This is a genomic window from Pseudomonas putida, assembly GCA_041879295.1.
GTDB classification, from domain to species: Bacteria; Pseudomonadota; Gammaproteobacteria; order Pseudomonadales; family Pseudomonadaceae; genus Aquipseudomonas; species Aquipseudomonas putida_Y.
In genome coordinates, this window is the sequence record CP047152.1 from 4,084,704 (window position 1) to 4,108,006 (window position 23,303).

18 protein-coding genes are annotated in these 23,303 nt (G+C 63.3%); 2 read left to right on the top strand and 16 right to left on the bottom strand.

Going from position 1 to position 23,303, the window contains the following annotated elements; all coding sequences use genetic code 11:
* Window positions 1-129: 129 nt before the first annotated feature.
* From GST84_18730 to leuC, 16 genes are all read right to left on the bottom strand, one after another.
* Entirely contained in the window at window positions 130-903 is a 774-nt protein-coding gene (locus GST84_18730) for an SDR family oxidoreductase (protein ID XGB14254.1), read from the bottom strand.
* Window positions 900-2,111 carry an O-succinylhomoserine sulfhydrylase gene (locus GST84_18735; GenBank protein ID XGB14255.1) on the bottom strand — a complete coding sequence of 404 codons (1,212 nt, stop codon included), beginning with the start codon at window positions 2,109-2,111 and terminating at the stop codon, window positions 900-902. The genes GST84_18730 and GST84_18735 overlap by 4 nt, the downstream gene beginning before the upstream one ends.
* 16 nt (window positions 2,112-2,127) lie before the next feature.
* Window positions 2,128-3,633 (bottom strand): amidophosphoribosyltransferase, encoded by a 1,506-nt coding sequence (gene purF / locus GST84_18740; protein XGB14256.1) that lies wholly within the window; start codon window positions 3,631-3,633, stop codon window positions 2,128-2,130.
* Between the two features lie 42 nt (window positions 3,634-3,675).
* The gene (locus tag GST84_18745) at window positions 3,676-4,233 is read right to left on the bottom strand and encodes a CvpA family protein (GenBank protein XGB14257.1); all 558 of its coding nucleotides are present in this window, start codon (window positions 4,231-4,233) and stop codon (window positions 3,676-3,678) included.
* Between the two features lie 196 nt (window positions 4,234-4,429).
* Window positions 4,430-5,080: an SPOR domain-containing protein gene (locus GST84_18750; GenBank protein ID XGB14258.1), complete on the bottom strand. Its 651-nt coding sequence runs from the start codon at window positions 5,078-5,080 to the stop codon at window positions 4,430-4,432.
* Window positions 5,064-6,371 carry a bifunctional tetrahydrofolate synthase/dihydrofolate synthase gene (gene folC, locus GST84_18755; GenBank protein ID XGB14259.1) on the bottom strand — a complete coding sequence of 436 codons (1,308 nt, stop codon included), beginning with the start codon at window positions 6,369-6,371 and terminating at the stop codon, window positions 5,064-5,066. Before folC ends, GST84_18750 begins: the two co-directional genes overlap by 17 nt.
* A complete protein-coding gene (locus GST84_18760) occupies window positions 6,371-7,264 on the bottom strand; it encodes an acetyl-CoA carboxylase carboxyltransferase subunit beta (GenBank protein XGB14260.1) in 894 nt (297 codons plus the stop codon). The genes folC and GST84_18760 overlap by 1 nt, the downstream gene beginning before the upstream one ends.
* A 223-nt stretch (window positions 7,265-7,487) precedes the next feature.
* Complete coding sequence (locus tag GST84_18765; protein XGB14261.1) at window positions 7,488-8,108, bottom strand: phosphoribosylanthranilate isomerase; 621 nt, start codon at window positions 8,106-8,108, stop codon at window positions 7,488-7,490.
* 61 nt (window positions 8,109-8,169) lie between these two features.
* On the bottom strand, window positions 8,170-9,030 hold the full coding sequence (truA, locus tag GST84_18770; protein ID XGB14262.1) for a tRNA pseudouridine(38-40) synthase TruA: 861 nt from the start codon (window positions 9,028-9,030) through the stop codon (window positions 8,170-8,172).
* Between the two features lie 194 nt (window positions 9,031-9,224).
* Window positions 9,225-11,960, bottom strand: a complete 2,736-nt coding sequence (locus tag GST84_18775; protein ID XGB14263.1) for a LysM peptidoglycan-binding domain-containing protein — start codon at window positions 11,958-11,960, stop codon at window positions 9,225-9,227.
* A gap of 71 nt (window positions 11,961-12,031) precedes the next feature.
* On the bottom strand, window positions 12,032-13,036 hold the full coding sequence (locus tag GST84_18780) for an aspartate-semialdehyde dehydrogenase (protein XGB14264.1): 1,005 nt from the start codon (window positions 13,034-13,036) through the stop codon (window positions 12,032-12,034).
* A gap of 550 nt (window positions 13,037-13,586) precedes the next feature.
* Window positions 13,587-14,699: an aspartate-semialdehyde dehydrogenase gene (asd, locus tag GST84_18785; GenBank protein ID XGB14265.1), complete on the bottom strand. Its 1,113-nt coding sequence runs from the start codon at window positions 14,697-14,699 to the stop codon at window positions 13,587-13,589.
* 63 nt (window positions 14,700-14,762) lie between these two features.
* Complete coding sequence (leuB, locus tag GST84_18790) at window positions 14,763-15,845, bottom strand: 3-isopropylmalate dehydrogenase (GenBank protein ID XGB14266.1); 1,083 nt, start codon at window positions 15,843-15,845, stop codon at window positions 14,763-14,765.
* A 54-nt stretch (window positions 15,846-15,899) separates the two neighbouring features.
* Window positions 15,900-16,664 (bottom strand): methyltransferase domain-containing protein, encoded by a 765-nt coding sequence (locus tag GST84_18795; protein XGB14267.1) that lies wholly within the window; start codon window positions 16,662-16,664, stop codon window positions 15,900-15,902.
* A gap of 147 nt (window positions 16,665-16,811) precedes the next feature.
* Window positions 16,812-17,456: a 3-isopropylmalate dehydratase small subunit gene (gene leuD / locus GST84_18800; GenBank protein XGB14268.1), complete on the bottom strand. Its 645-nt coding sequence runs from the start codon at window positions 17,454-17,456 to the stop codon at window positions 16,812-16,814.
* Window positions 17,453-18,886 carry a 3-isopropylmalate dehydratase large subunit gene (gene leuC / locus GST84_18805; protein XGB14269.1) on the bottom strand — a complete coding sequence of 478 codons (1,434 nt, stop codon included), beginning with the start codon at window positions 18,884-18,886 and terminating at the stop codon, window positions 17,453-17,455. Before leuC ends, leuD begins: the two co-directional genes overlap by 4 nt.
* A gap of 131 nt (window positions 18,887-19,017) precedes the next feature.
* Between leuC and GST84_18810 the strand changes: the two genes are divergently transcribed.
* Both GST84_18810 and GST84_18815 read left to right on the top strand, forming a co-directional pair.
* On the top strand, window positions 19,018-19,896 hold the full coding sequence (locus tag GST84_18810; protein ID XGB14270.1) for a LysR family transcriptional regulator: 879 nt from the start codon (window positions 19,018-19,020) through the stop codon (window positions 19,894-19,896).
* A 61-nt stretch (window positions 19,897-19,957) separates the two neighbouring features.
* Window positions 19,958-23,254: a PAS domain S-box protein gene (locus tag GST84_18815; GenBank protein ID XGB14271.1), complete on the top strand. Its 3,297-nt coding sequence runs from the start codon at window positions 19,958-19,960 to the stop codon at window positions 23,252-23,254.
* Window positions 23,255-23,303 lie beyond the last annotated feature (49 nt).

Here is a 23,303-nt window from a genome sequence, read left to right on the forward strand (position 1 = left end):
CAAAAAGGCAACGTGATGTGATTGCCTGTGCCGACCTCTTCGCGGGTAAACCCGCCCCTACGACGGTTAATGTCCGACTGTAGGAGCGGGTTTACCCGCGAAGAGACAGACGCAGATTAAACAAGGTACTCAGCTATAGATCATCTTGCGGGTCATGCCGCCATCGACCACAAACTCCTGGCCGGTGACAAATGCCGCCTGGCGTGACAGCAACCAGGCAACCATGGCCGCTACATCTTCCACGGTCCCCACCCTGCCCGTTGGGTGCTGGGCATGGTCAGCTTCACTCAACGGCTCGGCACGGCGCTGCGACGGATCACGGGCATCGATCCAGCCCGGGCTCACCGCATTGACACGAATCTCCGGGCCCAGGCTCATGGCCAGGGCATGGGTCAAAGCCACCAGGCCGCCCTTGCTTGCCGCATAAGCCTCGGTGTCCGGTTCGGACTGCCGAGCACGGGTAGAGGTCAGGTTGACGATCGCCCCATTGTGCGCACGCAGGTACGGCGCACAATGCTTGGCCAGCAGCATGGGGCCGCTGAGGTTGACCGCCAGCACCCGATTCCACTGGGCCAGGCTCAGGCTTTCCAGCGTCTGGTTGTGCGGGTTGGCAATGGCCGCATTGCACACCAGCGCGTCCAGCCGGCCGAACTGCCCGAGCACTTCGGACACTCCGGCACTGACCTGGGCCTCGTCGGCAACGTCCATGGTGATGAACCAGGCGTTGTCGCCCAACGCCTTGGCAACCTTGGTACCACGCTGGCGGTCCAGATCACTCAGCACCACTTGCCAGCCTTCGCAGATCAGCCATGCGGCAATGCCCAGACCGATGCCGCGGGCGGCACCTGTGACCAAGGCTACCCGGCCATTGTGGCCCGGGGTGCTGCCGCTGATTTCGATCACAATGCTGCCAGCCCGCGCGCCAGGTCAGCCTGCAGGTCGGCCACGTCTTCCAGGCCCACGGCAACGCGGATCAGGCTGTCGCGGATACCCGCCGCTTCACGCTCCTGCGGCGACAGACGACCGTGTGAGGTGGTCGCCGGATGAGCGATGGTGGTTTTGCTGTCACCCAGATTGGTCGTGATGGAAATCACTCGGGTAGCGTCGATGAAACGCCACGCGCCCTCTTTGCCACCCTTGACCTCAAAGCTGACCACTGCACCAAAACCGCTCATCTGGCGCTTGGCCAGTTCGTGCTGCGGGTGGCTGGGCAGGCCGGCGTAATGCACCTTCTCCACGCCGTCCTGCTGCTCCAGCCATTCGGCCAGGGCCTGAGCGCTTTCGCAGTGTGCACGCATACGCAGGCGCAGCGTTTCCAAGCCCTTGGTGAAGATCCAGGCGTTGAACGGGCTGAGGGTTGGACCTGCGGTACGCAGGAAACCGACCACTTCCTTCATTTGCTCGGTACGGCCGGCAACCACACCGCCCATGCAGCGGCCCTGGCCGTCGATGAACTTGGTGGCCGAGTGGAACACAATGTCGGCACCCAGCTTCAGCGGCTGCTGCAACGCCGGGGTACTGAAACAGTTGTCCACCACCAGCATGGCACCATGTGCATGGGCGATTTCGCTGAGCGCAGTGATATCGACCAACTCGGCCAGCGGATTGGAGGGCGATTCGACGATCAGCAGTTTGGTGTTGGCCTTGATGGCCTTTTCCCAGCCGGTGAGGTCGACCAGTGGCACGTAGTCCACTTGTACGCCAAAGCGTTTGAAGTACTTCTCGAACAGGCTGATGGTGGAGCCGAATACGCTCTGCGACACCAGCACATGGTCACCGGCGCTGCACAGCGACATGACCACGGCCAGGAGCGCCGCCATGCCGGTGGACGTACCCACGGCCTGCTCGGCCCCTTCCATGGCCGCCAGGCGCTCCTCGAAGGCACGCACCGACGGGTTGGTGTAGCGCGAGTAGACGTTGCCCGGTGTTTCACCGGCAAAACGCGCAGCAGCATCGGCTGCCGTGCGGAACACATAGCTGGAGGTCAGGAACAGCGCTTCGCTGTGCTCGCCTTCCGGGGTACGGTTCTGACCAGCGCGCACCGCCAGGGTGTCGAAACCGACACCCTCGAGGTCACTGTCCAGTCGCCCGGCATCCCATTGATCCGTCATGCCGTCGCTCCCAAAATCAGTTGTTGTAAAGGTCGATGATCGCGCTGACGGCCTGGTTCTTGACCTTGGCCAAGTCGTTACGGGCCTGCTCGATGCGGTCGAGGTAGGCTTCGTCGATATCGCCAGTGACGTACTCACCGTTGAACACCGCGCAATCGAACTGCTCGATCTTGATCTTGCCGCCGCCGACCGAGTCGATCAGGTCTGGCAGGTCCTGATAGACCAGCCAATCGGCGCCGATCAACTCACCCACCTGTTCGGTGGTGCGGTTGTGGGCGATCAGTTCGTGAACACTCGGCATGTCGATGCCGTAGACGTTGGGGTAGCGTACTGCAGGAGCCGCGGAGCAGAAGTAGACATTCTTGGCGCCGGCTTCGCGGGCCATCTGGATGATCTGCTTGCAGGTGGTGCCGCGCACGATCGAGTCGTCCACCAGCATCACATTCTTACCGCGGAACTCCAGCTCGATAGCGTTGAGCTTCTGACGCACCGACTTCTTGCGCGCAGCCTGGCCGGGCATGATGAAGGTACGGCCGATGTAACGGTTCTTGACGAAACCTTCGCGGAACTTGACGCCCAGCCGGTTGGCCAGTTCCAGCGCGGCAGTACGGCTGGTATCCGGGATCGGGATGACCACGTCGATATCATGATCGGGGCGCTCGCGCATGATCTTGTCGGCCAGCTTTTCACCCATGCGCAGACGCGCCTTGTACACCGAGACCCCATCGATGATCGAGTCCGGGCGAGCCAGGTAGACGTGCTCGAAGATGCACGGCTGCAACTTTGGCGCTTCGGCGCACTGCTTGGTGAACAGCTGGCCTTCTTCGGTGATGTACACCGCTTCGCCCGGTGCCAGGTCGCGGATCAGGGTGAAGCCGAGCACGTCCAGGGCAACGCTTTCCGAGGCGATCATGTATTCCACGCCTTCGTCGGTGTGACGCTGGCCGAACACCACCGGGCGAATGCCATGGGGGTCGCGGAAACCGACGATGCCGTAGCCGGTGATCATGGCCACCACGGCGTAACCGCCAACGCAGCGGCTGTGCACATGGGAGACCGCAGCGAACACGTCTTCTTCGGTCGGCTGCAGCTTGCCGCGCACCGCCAGCTCATGGGCGAACACGTTCAGCAGCACTTCCGAGTCGGAGTTGGTGTTGACGTGACGCAGGTCGGACTCGTAGATCTCCTTGGCCAACTGCTCGACGTTGGTCAGGTTGCCGTTGTGAGCCAGGGTGATGCCGTAAGGCGAGTTGACGTAGAACGGCTGGGCCTCGGCCGAGGTCGAGCTGCCCGCAGTCGGGTAGCGCACGTGGCCAATGCCGATGTTGCCTACCAGGCGCTGCATGTGGCGCTGCTGGAACACGTCGCGCACCAGGCCATTATCCTTGCGCAGGAACAACCGGCCGTCATGGCTGGTCACGATACCGGCAGCGTCCTGGCCGCGGTGCTGGAGGACCGTAAGCGCGTCATACAGCGCCTGATTGACGTTCGACTTACCGACGATACCGACGATGCCACACATGCGACGCAACCCCTACTTTGATGAAACTTGAGTGAATAGTGCTCAGGGCTTGGACGGCCCGAGCAACTGTTCCTTGAACGGAAGATCAGCCGGAGTGCTGATCAGGCCACTGGGCGTCCATTGGTCGGTGAAACCCAGAATCAGGTTTTTCGACCAGTCGGCGACCAAGAGAAACTGTGGTATCAGGCGTGATTCCTGCCACCAGGTATCTTGTTGAACCGGCCCCAGGCTGATCAGGCCTATGGCCACCACTACCAGCAAGGCCCCGCGCGCTGCGCCGAAGGCCATGCCCAGGAAACGATCGGTGCCGGACAGCCCGGTCACGCGGATCAGCTCACCGACAAGGAAGTTGACCATGGCCCCCACCAGCAAGGTGGCGACGAAAAGAATGGCGCAGCCAGCGATGACGCGCATCGATGGCGTCTGGATATAGCTCTCAAGATACACCGAGAGCGAACCGCCGAACATCCAGGCAACCGCACCGGCAATGATCCAGATGAGCAAGGACAAGGCCTCCTTGACGAAGCCGCGCTTGAGACTGATCAATGTGGAGACGGCGATGATCGCGATGATCGCCCAATCAACCAAGGTAAATGCCACGGTGCTGCCTGCAGACGTTTGAGGCGGCGCATTTTACCAGAGCGGCGGGCCGGGAGTAAGCGGAATGTCAGCTGGATTGGTGTTGGGCGATTCGCAGCCAAGACCGCTCCCACAGGTTCTGTGTGCGCCTTGCAGCGACGCGGTACCTGAAAGAGCGGGCCCACTCGCAAATGGGCGGCATCGCCGCCCCGGGGAATCAGCTGCGCTCGGGCTGGAAGCGCACCACAAAGCCCTTGAGGCTGTTCTGACGGTTGACCGCGTCGCGCACGCGCTCGGCCTCGGCGCGCTCGATCAACGGCCCCACGTACACACGGTTCATGCCACCCGCTGTACGGATATAGGCGTTATAACCTTGGCTACGCAAGGTTTGCTGCAGCTTTTCGGCACCGGCGCGGTTGGACAGACTGGCCAGCTGGATCGACCAACTGACTGGCAGGCCATTGACGTCGATCTTCGATGGTGCGGCAGGCGCTGGTGTTGCAGCAGCTTTGGCCTCTACCTTGGGCGCGGGCGCGGGCGCCTGCGGCTTGGGCGGCTGAACCTGCGCCTGGGTCTGCGGCGACGGGGTAATTGGCTGGCTCGGTGTACTGGCCGGGGCAGTCGACTCGTCGATCACCACGGGCGCCTGCTGCGGCGCCTCCGGAATAACCTGCGGCTCCGGTACGGCAACCGGCTCCACCTTCACTTCCGGCAGGCTGGGCATGGCCGGTGCCTGCGGGGCTTCGACGTGCACCTGGCGCATCTCGTCCTCGCGGGTAAACAGCATCGGCAGGAAGATAACCGCCAGCGCCACCAGCACCAGCGCACCCACCATGCGCTGTTTCATCCCTTTATCCAGCACAGCCATCTATTCCACCCTCCTGGGCGTGCCGCTCCAGCCATTCCAGCGCCTGGGCGACACAGAAAAACGAACCGAACAGCAGGATCTGATCATCCGCCGTCGCCTGCGCACATTGCCCTTCAAGGGCTGCGTCGACGCTGGCATAAGACTTCACCGCGGCACCGAGGTTCGCCAAGGACGTGACCAGCTCTGCGGCCGGGCGACTGCGCGGGGTATCCAGCGGCGCCACCGCCCAGTCGTCGATGAGGCCCTGCAGCGGCGCGATAACGCCCTCCAGATCCTTGTCGGCGAGCAGGCCAAATACCGCGAGGCGACGCCCCTTCAGCGGCCGGGCCGCCAGGCGCCTGGCCAGGTACTGCGCCGCATGCGGGTTATGCCCGACATCCAGCAGCAACGCTACCGGCTTGCCCTGCCAGTTCAAATTACGGAGGTCGAGACGCCCAGTGATACGGGTATCCAGCAGCGCCTGGCGAACCTGCGCCGGATCCCACGGCAGCCCCATCAGCAGGTAAGCCTGCAGGGCCAGCGTGGCGTTTTCCATGGGCAGGTCAAGCAAAGGCAGGTCATGCAGCTCTACCTGCGCGCCATCAGCCGCAGTACCGCGCCAGCTCCAGCAGCCATCGGTGCTGGCCAGGTCGAATTCCCGACCGCGCAGGAACAGTGGCGCAGCCAGTTCGGCGGCCTTGTCCAGCAACGGCTTGGGCGGATCCAGGTCGCCGCACAAGGCCGGCTTGCCCGGGCGGAAGATGCCAGCCTTCTCGAAGGCCACCAGCTCGCGGGTATCCCCCAGGTAATCAACATGGTCGACACCGATGCTGGTCACCAGGGCGAAGTCGGCATCCACTACGTTCACGGTATCCAGGCGGCCACCAAGGCCCACCTCGAGCACCACGGCATCCAGCTGCGACTGGTAGAACAACCAGAACGCGGCCAACGTACCCATCTCGAAGTAGGTCAGGGAAATATCGCCCCGTGCCGCCTCGACGGCGGCGAAGGCTTCGCACAGGCGCTCATCGCTGGCCTCCTGGCCATCGATCATCACCCGCTCGTTGTAACGCAACAGGTGCGGCGAACTGTATACACCGACCTTGAGCCCCTGGGCACGCAGCAACGAAGCCACGAAGGCACAGGTCGAACCCTTGCCGTTGGTGCCGGTTACCGTCACCACGCGCGGCGCCAGCTTGCCCAGCGACAAGCGGGCAAGCACCTTCTGCGACCGCTCCAGGCCCATGTCGATGGCCGAGGGGTGCAATTGCTCGAGGTAGGCGAGCCATTCGCCCAGGGATCGTTGTTTCATCACGCGACGGCAGCCGCCTCACGCGCTTCTTCCGGGGTTTGCTGACCGGTCATCTGCGCCAGCAGGCGGGCCAGACGCGGGCGCAATTCGCCACGGGAGATGATCAGGTCGATGGCGCCGTGCTCCAGCAGGAACTCGCTGCGCTGGAAGCCTTCAGGCAGCTTCTCGCGTACGGTCTGCTCGATCACGCGTGGGCCGGCGAAGCCGATCAGGGCCTTTGGCTCACCGACGATGACGTCACCTAGCATCGCCAAGCTGGCGGAAACACCACCATACACCGGGTCGGTCAGGACCGAGATGAACGGGATGCCTTCTTCACGCAGGCGCGCCAGCACGGCCGAGGTCTTGGCCATCTGCATCAGCGAGATCAGCGCTTCCTGCATGCGCGCACCGCCCGAAGCGGAGAAGCAAACCATTGGGCAGCGGTTTTCCAGGGCATAGTTGGCCGCGCGTACGAAGCGCTCGCCGACGATGGCACCCATGGAGCCGCCCATGAACGAGAACTCGAAGGCGCTAACCACGATCGGCATGCCCATCAGGGTGCCGCTCATGGAGATCAGCGCGTCCTTTTCGCCGGTCTGCTTCTGCGCAGCGGTCAGGCGGTCCTTGTACTTCTTGCCATCACGGAACTTCAGGCGGTCGACCGGCTCCAGGTCAGCGCCCAGTTCAGCCCGGCCTTCAGCGTCAAGGAAAATGTCGATGCGCGCACGTGCGCCGATACGCATGTGGTGATTGCACTTGGTGCAGACATCCAGGGACTTTTCCAGCTCCGGACGATACAGCACGGCCTCGCAGGACGGGCACTTGTGCCACAGGCCCTCGGGCACCGAGCTCTTCTTCACCTCGGAACGCATGATCGAAGGGATCAGTTTGTCGACTAACCAGTTGCTCATGCTTTCTTTCTCCAGTATTGGCAGGCGGGGGGACAGCATCACCGTCCCTGCCCTGCCCTTGAGCTCAAAATCTTTTATGAAACGATGGTGGACCGGCCGCCGGGGCTTCCAGCGCGCCACTCCACCGCTAATGTATTTTCTTGCCGCCATTGGTACTGGCGGCGGCCCAGCAGGGCTGCGAAAGCTATGGACGATGGCGCGCAGCCAGCCGTCACATCTGCCATCAAGCCTGTTTCACCGCCTTCATGAAGGCCTCGATCTTCGCCGCATCCTTGATGCCCTTGGCCTGCTCGACGCCACCGCTGACATCCACCGCGTAAGGCTTTACCTGTGCAATGGCCTGGCCAACGTTATCGGCCGACAGCCCACCCGCGAGGATGATCGGCTTGCCAAGACGCGCCGGCACCAATGACCAGTCGAACGCCTCACCGGTTCCCCCGGGTACGCCCGGCACATAGGTGTCCAGCAAAATGCCGCGGGCACCCGCGTAAAGCCGGCAGGCGGCCTCAAGGTCGTCGCCGGGGCGCACACGCAGGGCCTTGATCCAGGGGCGGTGGTAACCTTCACAGTCCTGCGGGGTTTCATCGCCGTGAAACTGTAGCAGGTCCAGCGGAACCACTTCGAGGATCTCGTTCAGCTCGCAGCGCGAGGCATTGACGAACAACCCGACCGTGGTCACGAATGGCGGCAACTCGGCGATGATCGCCCGCGCCTGGCGCACGTCCACTGCCCGCGGGCTCTTGGCATAGAAGACGAAGCCGATGGCATCGGCACCCGCTTCGGCAGCGGCCAGTGCGTCTTCGATGCGGGTAATCCCGCAGATCTTGCTGCGAACATTGCTCATGGAACACGAACCCTGATTGTTGCGGCGAAAGGGCGGATGTTAGCAAATGGCTTTTCGCCCGTCAGTCTGCCAACGCCTCGTAACCACTCAAAAAGTGTGGGCCGATGTAACGCTTGGGCAACGCAAACGCTTCGGGGTACTCCACCTGCACCAGGTAAAGCCCGTATGGGTGGGCCGTTACCCCACCTTCGCGGCGGTTGCGCCCTTCCAGCACTTCGCGGGCCCAGGAAACCGGACGCTCGCCGGCGCCGATGGCCATCAGCACACCGGCAATGTTACGCACCATGTGGTGCAGGAAGGCGGTGGCACGCACGTCCAGCACGATCATCTGACCATGGCGGGTAACACGCAGGTGATAGATGTGCTTGATGGGTGATTTGGCCTGACACTGGCTGGCGCGGAAGGCGCTGAAGTCATGGGTACCGAGCAGGAACTGCGCGGCCTCGGCCATGCGATCGACGTCCAGCGGGCGGTGGTTCCAGGTCACTTCCTCGGCCAGGTGCGCCGGGCGAATCGGGTCGTTGTAGATCACGTAGCGGTAGCGCCGGGCGCAGGCCTTGAAGCGGGCATGAAAGTCGGCCGGCATTGGCCGCGACCAGACCACGCTGATGTCGTGCGGCAGGTTGAAGTTGGTGCCCATGGTCCAGGCGCGCTCGTCACGCACGGCACGGGTATCGAAGTGCACGACCTGCCCGCAGCCGTGAACGCCGGCGTCGGTACGCCCGGCGCAAATCACCGAAATCGGCTCGTTGGCGACCTTGGACAGCGCTTGCTCCAGGGCTTGCTGGACACTCGGCACGCCGCTGGCCTGGCGCTGCCAGCCGCGGTAGCGCGCACCTTTGTATTCCACGCCCAGGGCGATGCGGGAGTAGCCTTCGGCCGCGGATTCGGCGGTAGCGGTGTCGATGATGTCCAAGAGCATGAAACCTGTGGGGTGTACGGAATGGCGGGGATTATAACGACAACGGCAGCCTTGTAGGGCTGCCGGTGGATGCGCACTGCATTTGCGGGCCTCGTGGCGGGCGCGCCCGCCCCCACAGCTCACTCACAAGGTCGAAAATTCGTGGGGCCCCTGTAGGAGCGGGCAAGCCCGCGAAGAGGCCTGCCCTGCTTGCATCAAACCAGCCGGGAGAGCATGTCCTCGGCTTCCTGGCGCTGGCTGTCGTCGCCATCCTTGACCACTTCATCAAGGATGTCGCGCGCGCCCTGGCTATCGCCCATGTCAATGTAGGCACGGGCCAGGTCGAGCTTGGTGGCGACTTCGTCACTGCCGGAGAAGAAGTCGAAGTCCAGGTCGTCCAATGGCTCGGGCTCTGGCTGCGCAACCGCGTCTTCGCTGGTGAAGTGCGGCTCCAACGAAGGCGTTTCGAGGCTCTGCGACAGCTTGTCGAGCTCGGCGTTGACGTCGTCAAGCTCCGAGGCGAAGCTCTTGGCTGCCGGCGAATCGTCGTCCAGCGACAGGGACAAGTCGAAGTCCGACGGCAGGTCAAACTCGGAGACCGGGTCAAACTCAGGCTCGCTGTCGAAGGCAGCCAGTTCGGCGGCGACATCGACCGGACCTTGCTCCACCGTATCCGGAGTGGCTGGAGCCACAGGCTCACTGATGTCGAGGTCGAAATCAGACAGGTCCACGGCAGGCTGAGGCTCGGCTTGCGCCAGCATGGCTTCGAAATCAGCGTCGGCGTCGGCTTGCAGCTCGGCATCCACGGCAAACGGTGGTTCTTCTGGCTGAGCTTCTTCCTGTACGGGCTCATCCAGCACAGGTTCAGCGATTACCAGCTCGTCGGGTACGCCCCCCTGCGCCACCGGCTCATCCAGCACGGATGCGGCCAGCGGGTCTTCATCGGCCAGCTCGTCATCCAGGCTCAGGTCGAAGGCGCTGTCCAGATCCTGCCCATCCAGGCCGGATACATCGAGCGCTGGCACTTCATCGAAGGCATCCAGCTCTGCCTCAGGCTCTGCTTGCCCGACAGCCTCTGGCTCAGCCTCCACTTGCGGTTCGAACCCAGATACCTCGTCAGGCACCACATCAGCAACCACCGGCGCCTCGGGCTCATCGTGCAACAACTCTTGCACGTATTGCTCATCCATTTCGGCAGCCAGCGCCGCCGCACCCAGGCCGGCAGCAGCCAGGCCAAGCATGGCTGGATAACGCTCTTTCAGCCCGGCGACTTCGGCAACGTTCTGCTCGCTGGCCGGCAACTGGCGCTCCTGTTCGGCAAACGCGCTCTGGTCACCCTGACGGGCGTACACGTCCATCAGTTTAAGACGCAGGTCGTCACGCTCCGGTGCGGCGGCCACGGCGGGCTCCAGCAGGTCGGCGGCACGATTCAGGCGGCCTTCGGACAGGCATTGGTCGACTTGTGCCAGCAGTGCGGCGTGCGGGTCTGCTTGCGGTTCAGGCTCGAGCTCTGCCTCGGCGGCCGGTTCCGCCACTTTTTCCGCAGCGACGGCAGCAGCAGCCGAAGCGGCGACCACAGCCGGCGACAGGGTTACGCCAGGCTCCGTGGCTTCGACGCCGTCGAAGCTCTCGGTATCGCTGTCGAAACCTGTGCCCTGCTCTTCTTCCAGCGCCCGCGCCATGCGCAGGTGCTTCTCAGCTTCTTGCTGGGCTTTGCGCTTGCGCGCCAGCAGCCACAGCAGCAGTGCCAGCACCAGGATGCTGGAACCGGCAATTATCCCCAAAAGCCACGGGTTGCCCAGGACCGCGTCGAGCGCACCTTTCGGCTGGCTGGCGGGAACAGGCTGAGCGGCCGGCACAGGCTTGGGTGCGGTATCGGCAGCAGCAGGCGCCGGCTGGACCGCTGGCTGGTCCGGGGTAGCGGCAGCCGCTGTCGACGCGGCTGCGCCCTGGCCTTCCAGGCGTGCCAGCTGGCTGTTCTTCAACTCGATCAGGCGTTGCAGCTTGTCCAGCTGGCTCTGCAGGTCCGCCATGCGGCTTTTCAGTTCTTCGTTGTCGCGACGGCTGGTGTCCAGGCTTTCCTGGGCCATGGCCAGTTTGTCACTCAATGCCTTGGCCTGGCCGGCATCGGCCTGATTGCCCGGGCTGACCAGGCGCAGGTTGTCGCCCTGGGCGATACGCGACGGTGCAGCCTCGGCGGCGCCACGACGGGTGGCATCCAGCTGGCGGGCACGCGGGCCCAGGCGACGGCCTTCACGCCAGGCGGCATACTGCTCGGCCACCTCGCGGTTCGCCTCGCCCTGGGCGATACTCTGGATCTGCTGCTGATCGGGCAGGCGCAGTACCTGGCCAACCTTCAACTGGTTGATGTTGTTGCCGATGAAGGCGTCCGGGTTCAAAGCCTGGATAGCAATCATGGTTTGCTGGATCGAACCACCCTGGGTATTACGCGCGGCAATCTGCCACAAGGTGTCGCGACGCTGGGTGGTGTAGCTGCTGGCACCGGTCATGGCCGGTGTGACATTGCCCGCTGCAGGTTTCTCGCCCTGTGCCTTGGCCTGGTCGAGCAGCACGCTATAGTCACGCAGCAAGCGACCCTGCGGCCACATCACCTGCACCAGGAACTTGACCACCGGCCCTGGCAGCGGCTGACTTGACGTCACGCGCAGCACACTTTTGCCGTTTGGGTTGATCACCGGAGTGAAGGTCAGGTCTTCGAGGTAGGTCGGAAACGCCACCCCGGCCTTGCTGAACTCTTCCGGTGGCGCCAGGCTCGGCGCCACTTCGGTGGCTTTGAGGTCGCGCACGTCGAGCAATTCGATCTCGGCGTCCAGCGGCTGATTCTGTGCCGACTTCAGGGTCAGCTCCCCCAGGCCCAGCGCATTCGCCATGCCAGACGACAGCGCGGATGCTGCAGCCATGGCCAGAACCAGTTTGCGAATTCGAAGCATGACCTCTTCCCTTGTATGAATCGTCCCGAAACCTGCATGCGGAGCAGGACAAAAGTGCTCACCAGTATCTTTTACGGCATGTGTTTAATCAACAATTGCGCCACTTGCACGGCATTGAGCGCGGCGCCTTTGCGCACGTTGTCGGTGGTCAGCCAAAGGTTGAGTTGCTGGTCTTCATCAACACCGTGACGTACACGTCCAACATAGACCACGTCTTGGCCTACTGCGTCACCTACCGGGGTCGGATAATCATCGTTTTCCACCCGTTCCACGCTGTCAGCCGCGTCCAGAGCCTGGTTGACCGCTTCCAGATCGACCGGACGACGGCTCTGCACGGCCACACTGAAGCTATCGCCGAAAAACACCGGGACTTGAACACAGCTCACGGAAATCTTCAGATCAGGCAAGCCCAGCAGCACGCGCAGTTCACTGACCAGGCGGCGCTCCAGCGCGGTATGGCCCTGCTCATCGGCCGCACCGACCTGGGCCAGCAGGTTGAATGCCACCTGGCGGTCGAAGAAGCGCGGCTCCAGCGGGCGGGCATTGAGCAGTTCGGCGGTTTGCCGGGCCAGCTCGCTGACCGCTTCACGGCCTTGCGCAGATACCGCCAGCGCGGCCATCACCTGTACCCGCTCGATGTCGAGCAGGCCCTTGAGCGGCGCCAGCGCGACGGCCAGGGCTACTGCGGCCGAGCATGGGCTGACGATGCGCGCTGGCAACGACAGGCTGGCCAGGCGTTCGGCGTTGGCTTCCGGCACCAGGGCCAGGGCATCGTCCAGGCCGCCGGACAGATCGATCACCGTGCAGCCCGCCTGTAGCGCCTTACCGGCAAAGCTGCGGCTGACGGCGGCCCCGGTGGCGAAGAAGGCCAGCTTGACCTGGGCGAAGTCGAAGCTGTCGACTTCACGCACCTTCAGTTTCTTGCCAGCGAACATCACGCTGCTGCCCGCCGATTCCATGCTGGCCAGCAGATGCAAGGTAGCAACCGGGAATGCCAGCTCTTCGAGGATCTGTACCAAGGCTTCACCGACGCTGCCGGTGGCGCCGACGACGGCGATATCCAAAGGGTGTGTCATGGAAGGGATCCTTTTGCTGAAAACGGCGGGGGCGGCACTTTACTCGGATTGTAGGGTTTTGTCTGTGCTGGCCGCATCTTCGTCGGGCAAGGGTCCGCTATGAGGGGCGTGCGGGGGGGGCGTGAGGGATGCCGGGGATGATGGGGGATGACGGGGGGATGCCGGGGGGATGCCGGGGGGATGACGGGGGGATGACGGGGGATGACGTGGCATTTGCAGTGTTTGTGAGATCGAGCGCCGCCCGCGCGGCGCATCGCGAGCTGCGCTCGCTCCTACGTTTGTTTCGGGCCAGTCACGCCTGTTACAGGCGCGCGCGACCGCCTTGTTTGTACGACGTGTAATGTTTACACGACGTGATAATGCGCCATGCGCCAAGGCGTTCGCGCGCAAATGGCACAGGAATGATTGGCCAGAAACAAACGTAGGAGCGAGCGCAGCTCGCGATGCGCCGCGCGGGCGGCGCTCGATCTCGCACGCGCTGCAAACCTTACCCCCGGATACAAAAAACCCGCGCCGTTGCCAGCGCGGGTTTTTGGTCAAAACAGAACGATCAACGCTCCAGCAGAATCCGCAACATGCGGCGCAGCGGTTCGGCGGCGCCCCACAGCAGCTGGTCACCCACGGTGAACGCGCCCAGGTACTGCGAACCCATGTTCAGCTTGCGCAGGCGGCCAACCGGGATGTTCAGGGTGCCGGTGACCTTGGTCGGGCTCAGCTCCTGCATGCTGATTTCACGCTGGTTCGGCACCAGCTTCACCCAAGGGTTGTGCTGGCTGATCATGCCTTCGATGTCGGCGATCGGCACGTCCTTGTTCAGCTTGATGGTCAGCGCCTGGCTGTGGCAGCGCATGGCGCCGATGCGCACGCAGATGCCGTCGACCGGGATCGGGCTCTTGAAGCGGCCGAGGATCTTGTTGGTTTCGGCCTGGGCCTTCCACTCTTCGCGGCTCTGACCGTTCGGCAGTTCCTTGTCGATCCACGGGATCAGGCTGCCCGCCAGCGGCACGCCGAAGTTCTCGGTCGGGAACGCTTCACTGCGCATGGTCTCGGCAACCTTGCGGTCGATATCGAGGATGGCGCTGGCCGGGTTGGCCAGGTCATCGGCCACTGCCGCGTGGGTAGCGCCCATCTGCTTGATCAGCTCGCGCATGTTCTGCGCACCGGCACCCGAAGCCGCCTGGTAGGTCATGGCGCTCATCCACTCGACCAGACCGGCCTCGAACAGACCACCCAGGCCCATCAGCATCAGGCTGACGGTGCAGTTGCCACCGATGTAGTTCTTGGTGCCGGCGTCCAGTTGCTGGTCGATGACCTTGCGGTTGACCGGGTCAAGGATGATCACCGCGTCATCCTGCATGCGCAGGGACGAAGCAGCGTCGATCCAGTAACCCTGCCAGCCAGCTTCACGCAGCTTGGGGAAGACCTCGTTGGTGTAGTCGCCGCCCTGGCAGGTCAGGATCACGTCGAGGGTCTTGAGTTCTTCAATCGAATAAGCGTCCTTGAGGGGCGCTGTATCCTTGCCCACGTTCGGACCCTGGCCACCAACATTGGAGGTAGTGAAGAACACCGGCTCGATAAGGTCGAAATCCTGCTCCTCCAGCATCCGCTGCATGAGCACGGAACCGACCATACCGCGCCAACCGATCAGACCTACACGTTTCATCGCAACTACACCTTTGCTAAAAGTGGGCCGCCACCGGGAATTTTTGGGGGCGGGCCAGAGAGATTACAGATTCCGCAGCGCTGCGACTACTGCGTCGCCCATTTCCTGCGTACCAACTTTGCGGCAGCCTTCCGAGAAGATGTCGCCAGTGCGCAGACCCTGGTCCAGAACCAGGCTCACGGCCTTCTCGATCGCCTCGGCGGCAGCCGACTGATTGAAGCTGTAACGCAACATCATCGAGACCGACAGGATGGTCGCCAATGGGTTGGCGATGCCAAGGCCTGCGATGTCCGGTGCCGAGCCGTGGCACGGCTCGTACATGCCCTTGTTGTCGGCATCCAGAGACGCCGAAGGCAGCATGCCGATGGAACCGGTCAACATGGAAGCTTCATCCGACAGAATGTCACCGAACATGTTGTCGGTCACCATCACGTCGAACTGCTTGGGTGCACGCACCAGCTGCATGGCAGCGTTGTCGACGTACATGTGGCTCAGTTCCACGTCCGGGTAGTCCTTGGCCACGTCTTCGACCACTTCACGCCACAGCTGGCTGGAGGCCAGAACGTTGGCCTTGTCCACCGAGCACAGTTTCTTGCCGCGCACGCGGGCCATGTCGAAGCCGACACGGGCAATGCGGCGCACTTCGCTTTCGCTGTACGGCAGGGTGTCGTAGGCCTGGCGTTCGCCGCCCTCCAGCTCGCGCTGGCCGCGCGGGGCACCGAAGTAGATGCCGCCGGTCAGCTCACGGACGATGAGAATGTCCAGGCCCGACACGATTTCCGGCTTCAGCGACGAGGCGTCGGCCAGTTGCGGGTAAAGAATGGCCGGGCGCAGGTTGGCGAACAGGCCCAGTTGCGAACGGATCTTCAGCAGGCCGCGCTCCGGGCGAATGTCTCGCTCGATCTTGTCCCACTTCGGCCCGCCCACAGCCCCCAGCAGCACCGCATCGGCCTTGCGCGCACGCTCCAGGGTTTCGTCGGCCAGCGGCACACCGTGCTTGTCGATGGCCGCGCCACCAATCACGTCGTGCGCCAGGCTGAAGCCGAGCTGGAACTTGTCGTTGGCCAGCTCCAGTACCTTGACCGCTTCGGCCATGATTTCCGGGCCGATACCGTCACCTGGGAGAATCAGAATCTGCTTGCTCATGCTTTCCTCTATCCATTCACGCGGTGCGGCCAAGCGGGCCCCACCGAAAAGTGCTTAACGCTCGGCCCACAACACCAGCACATCCGTGCTGAATGAGCCGTCGGCCTCGATCTGGTAATACTGCCGTACTTCTTCGCCCATGGCTTGCTGCAACTGGCGGATGGCCGCGCGCATCGGCTCGGGGGTGCGCATGCGCTCAACCCAGGTGCTCCACTCCAGGCGCAGCGGTTGGCGGGTGTGGCTGCGCACGCGCAGGCCGGCCTCGCTGACCTGCCGCTGCCACTCGGCGGCGGAATAATCGCGCACATGGCTGGTGTCGCGCAGCACTTCGACCGTTTGCAGGTAAGTGTCGAGCAGCGGGCTGCCCGGCGACATCACGTCGATGAACGCCGCCACACCCCCTGGCTTGAGGACCCGGCGCACTTCGCGCAGGGCCAGGCCCAGGTCGCTCCAGTGGTGGGCCGAATAACGGCTGAAGACGAAGTCGAACGATGCATCGGCGAACGGCAGGCGTTCGGCAGCGCCGCGTTCAGTAATGATATTGCCCAGGCCGCGTTCGGCGGCGGCGCTGGCGACCACGTCGAGCATGGATTGAGAAAGGTCGTAGGCGACCACTTCGTTAACCAGCGGGGCGACGTGGAAGCTGACATGACCGGCACCGCAGCCCAGGTCCAGCACGCGGGCATGGGCCTGCCCTGCCAGCTCAGCCTGCAGCAGGGCGAATTCACTGCCTTGGGCGTGCACGGCGCTGCTGAGGTAGGCGCTGGCCTGTTCGCCGAACTGGCGTTGGACCACATCGATGTGCTGGGTGCTGGTCATGTCTCGTTCCTTTAGAGTTTTGTTGCCTGTGCCGGCCCTTTCGCGGGCACGCCCGCTCCCACAGGACCTTCATGGCCCTCAGGGCTGGTGATATCCCTGTGGGAGCGGGTTTACCCGCGAAGAGGCCGGCACTTTCACCTACGAACTTCAGGCATCGCGGAACAGCCAAGGCTGGCTGGCACGGTGCTTGGCTTCGAAGGCCTTGATCGCGTCGCTGTCCTGCAGGGTCAGGCCGATATCGTCCAGGCCGTTGAGCAGGCAGTGCTTGCGGAACGCATCGATCTCGAAGTGCAACACCTTGCCATCCGGGCGGGTCACCGCCTGCGCCTGCAGGTCGATGGTCAGCTGGTAGCCCGGGTTGGCTTCGACCTGCTTGAACAGCTCGTCGACTTCCTCATCGCTCAGAATGATCGGCAGCAAGCCGTTCTTGAAGCTGTTGTTGAAGAAAATGTCGGCAAAGCTCGGCGCAATGATGCTGCGGAAGCCGTACTCGTCCAGCGCCCAAGGGGCATGCTCACGGCTGGAGCCACAACCAAAGTTTTCCCGCGCCAGCAACACGCTGGCACCCTGGTAGCGCGCGTGGTTGAGCACGAACTCTTCGTTGACCGGGCGCTTGCTGTTGTCCTGGTAGGGCTGACCCACGTCCAGGTAACGCCACTCGTCGAACAGGTTCGGGCCAAAGCCGGTGCGCTTGATCGACTTCAAGAACTGTTTGGGGATGATCTGGTCGGTGTCGACGTTGGCACGGTCCAACGGTGCGACGAGGCCAGTGTGCTGGGTAAAGGCTTTCATGCTGCGCTCCCTTGGATCAACTCGCGGACATCAATGAAGTGGCCGGCTACCGCGGCAGCGGCGGCCATGGCCGGACTGACCAGGTGGGTACGGCCACCGGCGCCCTGACGGCCTTCGAAGTTGCGGTTGGAGGTGGACGCGCAGTGCTCGCCGCTTTCCAGGCGGTCCGGGTTCATCGCCAGGCACATCGAGCAGCCTGGTTCACGCCATTCAAAACCGGCTTCGAGGAAGATCTTGTCCAGGCCTTCACGCTCGGCCTGGGCTTTGACCAGCCCCGAGCCCGGTACCACGATGGCTTGCTTGACGCTTGCGGCCACCTTGCGGCCCTTGGCGATTTCCGCCGCTGCGCGCAGGTCCTCGATTCGCGAGTTGGTGCACGAGCCGATAAACACACGGTCGAGCTTGATATCGGTGATCGCCTGGTTGGCGGTCAGCCCCATGTACTTCAAGGCACGCTCGATCGAACCACGCTTGACCAGGTCGGCTTCGGCTGCCGGGTCTGGCACACGCTGGTCGACAGCCAGAACCATTTCGGGCGAAGTGCCCCAGCTGACCTGTGGCTTGATCTGGCTGGCATCCAGTTCCACCACGGTGTCGAATACGGCGTCGTCATCCGACACCAGGTCTTTCCACGATTCGACCGCTTGCTTCCACTGCTCGCCCTTCGGCGCGTACGGGCGGCCTTCGACGTAGGCAACGGTGGTGGCATCGGTCGCCACCAGGCCCACGCGGGCACCGGCTTCGATGGACATGTTGCAGATGGTCATGCGGCCTTCCATCGACAATTCGCGAATGGCACTGCCGGCGAATTCCATGGCGTGACCGTTGCCACCGGCGGTGCCGATCTTGCCGATCACGGCCAGCACGATATCCTTGGCGGTAACGCCAGCCGGCAACTGGCCTTCCACGCGCACAAGCATGTTTTTCATCTTCTTGGCGACCAGGCACTGGGTGGCGAGCACGTGCTCGACCTCAGAGGTGCCGATGCCGTGGGCCAGGGCACCGAAGGCGCCGTGGGTGGAAGTGTGCGAGTCGCCGCAGACCACGGTCATGCCTGGCAAGGTGGCGCCCTGCTCCGGACTGATGACGTGGACGATGCCCTGGCGCTCGTCGTTCATCTTGAATTCGACGATGCCGTATTCGTCACAGTTCTCGTCGAGGGTTTTCACTTGCAGGCGCGACACCTGGTCGACGATCGCCTCGATACCACCCTTGCGCTCTGGGGTGGTCGGCACGTTGTGGTCCGGCGTGGCGATGTTGGCGTCGATACGCCACGGTTTGCGGTTGGCCAGGCGCAGGCCTTCGAAGGCCTGGGGCGACGTCACTTCGTGGATGATGTGGCGGTCGATGTAGATCAAGGACGAGCCGTCATCACGGCGCTTGACCTCATGGGCTTCCCAGAGTTTGTCGTAGAGCGTTTTGCCAGCCATCAGACTGTTCCTCATCAGCGTCTTTCTATGCCAAAGACCCCTTGGCTTGTACGGACGATGCTATGGGGTTAGATTGAATAACTCAAATTCATAATTTTTATGCTTTGGATAACCCAAAGGAATACCACACCATGGACCTGGCCAACCTCAGCGCCTTCATCGCCATTGCCGAAACCGGTAGCTTTTCCGGCGCAGCCGAGCGCCTGTTCCTGACCCAGCCGGCCATCAGCAAACGCATCGCCGGCCTGGAGCAGCAACTGGACGTGCGCCTGTTCGACCGCCTGGGCCGCGAGGTAACCCTCACCGAAGCCGGGCGCGCCCTGCTGCCGCGGGCCTACCAGATCCTCAACGTCCTTGATGATACCCGACGGGCGCTGACCAATCTGACCGGGGCCGTGAGCGGTCGTCTGACCCTGGCCACCAGCCACCACATCGGCCTGCACCGCCTGCCCCCGCTACTACGGGTTTTCACCCGCCAGTACCCGGCAGTGGCACTGGATATTCAGTTCATGGATTCGGAACAGGCCTACGACGAGATTTTGCATGGCCGAGCCGAAATCGCCGTGATCACCCTGGCGCCCGAGCCACACCACTTGATCAAGGCCGTGCCAGTGTGGGACGACGCCCTGGACTTCGTCGCCGCCCCCGAGCACCCGCTGGCCAGCAACCAGGCGGTCAGCCTGGCTGACGTCGCCCGCCACCCGGCGGTATTCCCCGGCGGCAATACCTTTACCCACCATATTGTCCAGCGCCTGTTCGAAAGCCAGGGGCTGATGCCGAACATCGCCATGAGCACCAACTACCTGGAAACCATCAAGATGATGGTGTCGATCGGCCTGGCCTGGAGCGTGCTGCCACGTACCATGCTCGACGAACAGGTTGCACCCATCGCTTTGCCCGGCATACAGCTTTCGCGCCAGCTAGGCTACATTCTGCACACGGAGCGTACGCTATCGAATGCGGCCAGGGCATTCATGGCCCTGCTCGACAGCCACTCAGAGCCCACCTGACCGGCTGTCAGCCAGCCATTTCGATTCCAAGGACACGTCATACGCCACAGGTCTGGTACCGATGCCCAAATCAGCAAACCGCTTTTTGCGCCTGCCGCGCATACCTGCAGCTGATCCCCAAGAGTCCGAGCAGGCCTGGCAGAACGCCCCGCAACTGCTGGCAGCGCTCAACGGCGCACGCCTGGGCGCCTGGCTATGGGATATCGAAAGCGGCAGGGTCAGTTGGTCGCGGGGCACCCAGGCCCTGTTCGGTTTCGACCCACAGCAGCCACTGCCTGCCGACATCGATTACCTCGACCTGCTGCCCGAGGAAGACCGCGCCCGTACGCGCCAGGTGTTCCAGGCGGTGGTCAACGGCGAGCCGGTGGAGCAGGCCATGCGCCACCGTATCCGCTGGCCGGATGGCAGCCTGCACTGGCTGGAGATCAACGGTAGCCTGACCCACGACCTGCACGGCCGGCCGCAGATGATCGGTGTGATCCGCGAGATAACCCGCCAGCGCGAGCGGGAAACGGCGCTGATCAATTCGGAAAAGCGCTTCGCCACGCTGTTCCACCTGAGCCCCAACGCCATTTTGCTGACCCGCCGCCACGATGGCATGATCTTCGAGGTCAACCAGCACTTCGAAGACATGTTCGGCTGGCCCGGCAGCCAGGTGATCGGCAAGACCAGCCTGGAACTGGGCCTGTGGGTCAACCCCGAACAGCGCCACCAGATAATCGATTCGACCCGCGCCAACGGCGGCCCGCTGATCATGGAGGTGCAATTCCGCGCATCCAGCGGCAAGGTGCATGACGGCATCCTGTGCACCCAGGGCATCGAACTGGAAGGCGTGACCTTCCTGATCAGTACATTCGTCGACACCACCGAACGCAAGCGCGCCGAGCAGGCCCTGAAGGACAGCCAGGAGCGCCTGGACCTGGCCCTGGACTCAGCGCAACTGGGCACCTGGGACTGGCACATCCCAAGCGGCATGCTCTACGGCTCGGCCCGCGCCGCGCAGTTGCATGGCTTGCCGCCCATCCCCTTTCATGAATCGTTCGATGCATTCTTCGAGGGTGTGCCGGAGCAAGAGCGCAACTCGATGCGACAGGCCTACCGTAGCCTGCGCGAAGGGCCTGCCGGCAACTATCAGATCACCTACAGGGTGCAGCTGGAAAACGGCGCTTCACGCTACATAGAAAGCCGCGCGCGGCTGTACCGCGACGACCAGGGCATCCCCTTGCGCATGGCGGGAACCTTGCTCGACATCACCGACCAGGTGGAACGCGAACAGCGCCTGAGCGCCTCGGAAGAGAAGTTTGCCAGCCTGTTCCAGGTCAGCCCCGACCCGATCTGCGTCACCCGCCAGGACACCGGCCAGTTCATCGAGATCAATCCGGCGTTCACCCAGACCTTCGGCTGGAGCAGCGAGCAGGTGCTTGGGCGTACCGCAGAGGAGATCGGCCTGTGGGCCGAGTCCATCGAGCGCGCGCGGCGCATCGAGCAGGTGATCCGCGAACAGGCCTTGAGCAACGTCGCCGTGGTACTCAACCACCGCAATGGCGCGCCCCTGACCTGCGTGATTTCCAGCCGCCTGATCACCGTCGACGACCAGCCCTGCAGCGTTACCACCCTGCGCGACATCACCCAGCAACAACGCGCCGAAGCAGCGCTGAAGTCCAGCGAGGAGAAGTTCGCCAAGGCCTTTCACTCCAGCCCCGACGCCATCACCATCACCGAACGCCACAGCGGCCGCTACCTGGAAGTCAACGACGGCTTCTGCCGCCTGACCGGCTACAGCACTGCCGAAGTGGTCGGCCACACGGTGTACGAGATCGGCATCTGGGCCGACGACAAGCAACGTAGTGCATTACTTGCCGAACTGCGCGAGCGCGGCCGGGTACACCACCGCGAGATGCTCGGGCGCAACAAGCGTGGCGATATCCTCACGGTCGAGGTTTCGGTGGAACCGATCACCCTCAACGAAGTGGACTGCCTGCTGCTGACCGCCCGTGACGTGAGCCAGTTGAAGAACGCCCAGGCGCAGATACGCCACCTGGCCTATCACGACCCGCTGACCAACCTGCCCAACCGCGCCTTGCTGATGGACCGCCTGAGCCAGCAGATCGCCCTGCTCAAGCGCCATAACCTGCGCGGCGCCCTGCTGTTCCTCGACCTTGACCACTTCAAGCACATCAACGACTCGCTGGGCCACCCGGTGGGCGACACCGTGCTGAAGATCATCACTGCCCGTCTGGAAGCCAGCGTGCGCCTGGAGGACACCGTGGCACGTCTGGGGGGCGACGAATTCGTCGTGCTGCTCAGCGGCCTGGAAGGGAGCCGCGAACACGTGGAAGAGAAAGTACGCGAGCTGGCCGACACCCTGCGCGAACTGCTGGCCGAGCCAATGTCACTGGATGGCCAGCGCCTGCAGGTAACGCCCAGCATCGGCGTGGCGCTGATCCCCGACCACGGCACCACACCGGCCGACCTGCTCAAGCGTGCCGATATCGCCCTGTACCGGGCCAAGGACTCCGGCCGCAACACCACCCAGCTGTTCCACACCACCATGCAGAAGGCCGCCAGTGAGCGCCTGCGCATGGAAAACGACCTGCGCCTGGCCTTGGCCCGTGGCGAACTGGCGCTGCACTTCCAGCCACAGGTGGATGCCCGCGACAACCGCATCGTCGGTGCCGAAGTACTGCTGCGCTGGCACCACCCGCAACTGGGCCAGCAACCGCCCTCGCAGTTCATCCAGGTACTGGAAGAAAGCGGCTTGATCCTTGAAGTTGGCAGCTGGATTCTCGACGAAGCCTGCGACGCCTGCGCCCGCATGCTCACCGACGGGTTGATCGACGCTGATGATTTCAGCCTGTGCGTGAACATAAGCCCGCGACAGTTCCGCCAGAACGACTTTGTCGGGCGGGTGCTGCGCAGCCTGGACGATTACCGCCTGCCGCGGCAGATGCTGACGCTGGAAATCACAGAAGGCATTGTCATCCAGAACCTGGAAGACACCATCAGCAAGATGCGCGAGCTGAAGGGCTACGGGGTGAGTTTCGCCATGGATGACTTCGGCACCGGCTACTCCTCGCTGACTTACCTGAAACGCCTGCCAGTGGATGCGCTGAAAATCGACCAGAGCTTCGTACGCGATGCACCGGACGACCCCAACGACGCAGAAATTGTCCGCGCCATTGTCGCCATGGCCCGCAGTCTGGACCTGGCGGTGATTGCCGAAGGGGTAGAGCTGACCGAACAGCTGGCGTTTCTTGAGCGACTGGGATGCCATCTGTACCAGGGCTATCTGCACAGCCGGCCATTGCCGCTGTCCGAGTTCCGTCAGATATTGCTGGAGGCGCCGGCAGATTACTGATGGCCTGAATGTACGCCCTGCACGAGACCGCATGAGTACGCACGAAAAA

Bases quoted from the DNA above. Each gene is read 5' to 3' on its own strand.
- GST84_18780 (XGB14264.1), bottom strand. From the start codon at position 13,036: ATGACACACCCTTTGGATATCGCCGTCGTCGGCGCCACCGGCAGCGTC.
- GST84_18750 (XGB14258.1), bottom strand. From the start codon at position 5,080: ATGGCTGTGCTGGATAAAGGGATGAAACAGCGCATGGTGGGTGCGCTG.
- leuD (XGB14268.1), bottom strand. From the start codon at position 17,456: ATGAAAGCCTTTACCCAGCACACTGGCCTCGTCGCACCGTTGGACCGT.
- GST84_18765 (XGB14261.1), bottom strand. From the start codon at position 8,108: ATGAGCAATGTTCGCAGCAAGATCTGCGGGATTACCCGCATCGAAGAC.
- GST84_18815 (XGB14271.1), top strand. From the start codon at position 19,958: ATGCCCAAATCAGCAAACCGCTTTTTGCGCCTGCCGCGCATACCTGCA.
- leuB (XGB14266.1), bottom strand. From the start codon at position 15,845: ATGAGCAAGCAGATTCTGATTCTCCCAGGTGACGGTATCGGCCCGGAA.
- GST84_18760 (XGB14260.1), bottom strand. From the start codon at position 7,264: ATGAGCAACTGGTTAGTCGACAAACTGATCCCTTCGATCATGCGTTCC.
- GST84_18795 (XGB14267.1), bottom strand. From the start codon at position 16,664: ATGACCAGCACCCAGCACATCGATGTGGTCCAACGCCAGTTCGGCGAA.
- GST84_18735 (XGB14255.1), bottom strand. From the start codon at position 2,111: ATGACGGATCAATGGGATGCCGGGCGACTGGACAGTGACCTCGAGGGT.
- asd (XGB14265.1), bottom strand. From the start codon at position 14,699: ATGAAACGTGTAGGTCTGATCGGTTGGCGCGGTATGGTCGGTTCCGTG.
- folC (XGB14259.1), bottom strand. From the start codon at position 6,371: ATGAAACAACGATCCCTGGGCGAATGGCTCGCCTACCTCGAGCAATTG.
- GST84_18810 (XGB14270.1), top strand. From the start codon at position 19,018: ATGGACCTGGCCAACCTCAGCGCCTTCATCGCCATTGCCGAAACCGGT.
- truA (XGB14262.1), bottom strand. From the start codon at position 9,030: ATGCTCTTGGACATCATCGACACCGCTACCGCCGAATCCGCGGCCGAA.
- leuC (XGB14269.1), bottom strand. From the start codon at position 18,886: ATGGCTGGCAAAACGCTCTACGACAAACTCTGGGAAGCCCATGAGGTC.
- GST84_18775 (XGB14263.1), bottom strand. From the start codon at position 11,960: ATGCTTCGAATTCGCAAACTGGTTCTGGCCATGGCTGCAGCATCCGCG.
- purF (XGB14256.1), bottom strand. From the start codon at position 3,633: ATGTGTGGCATCGTCGGTATCGTCGGTAAGTCGAACGTCAATCAGGCG.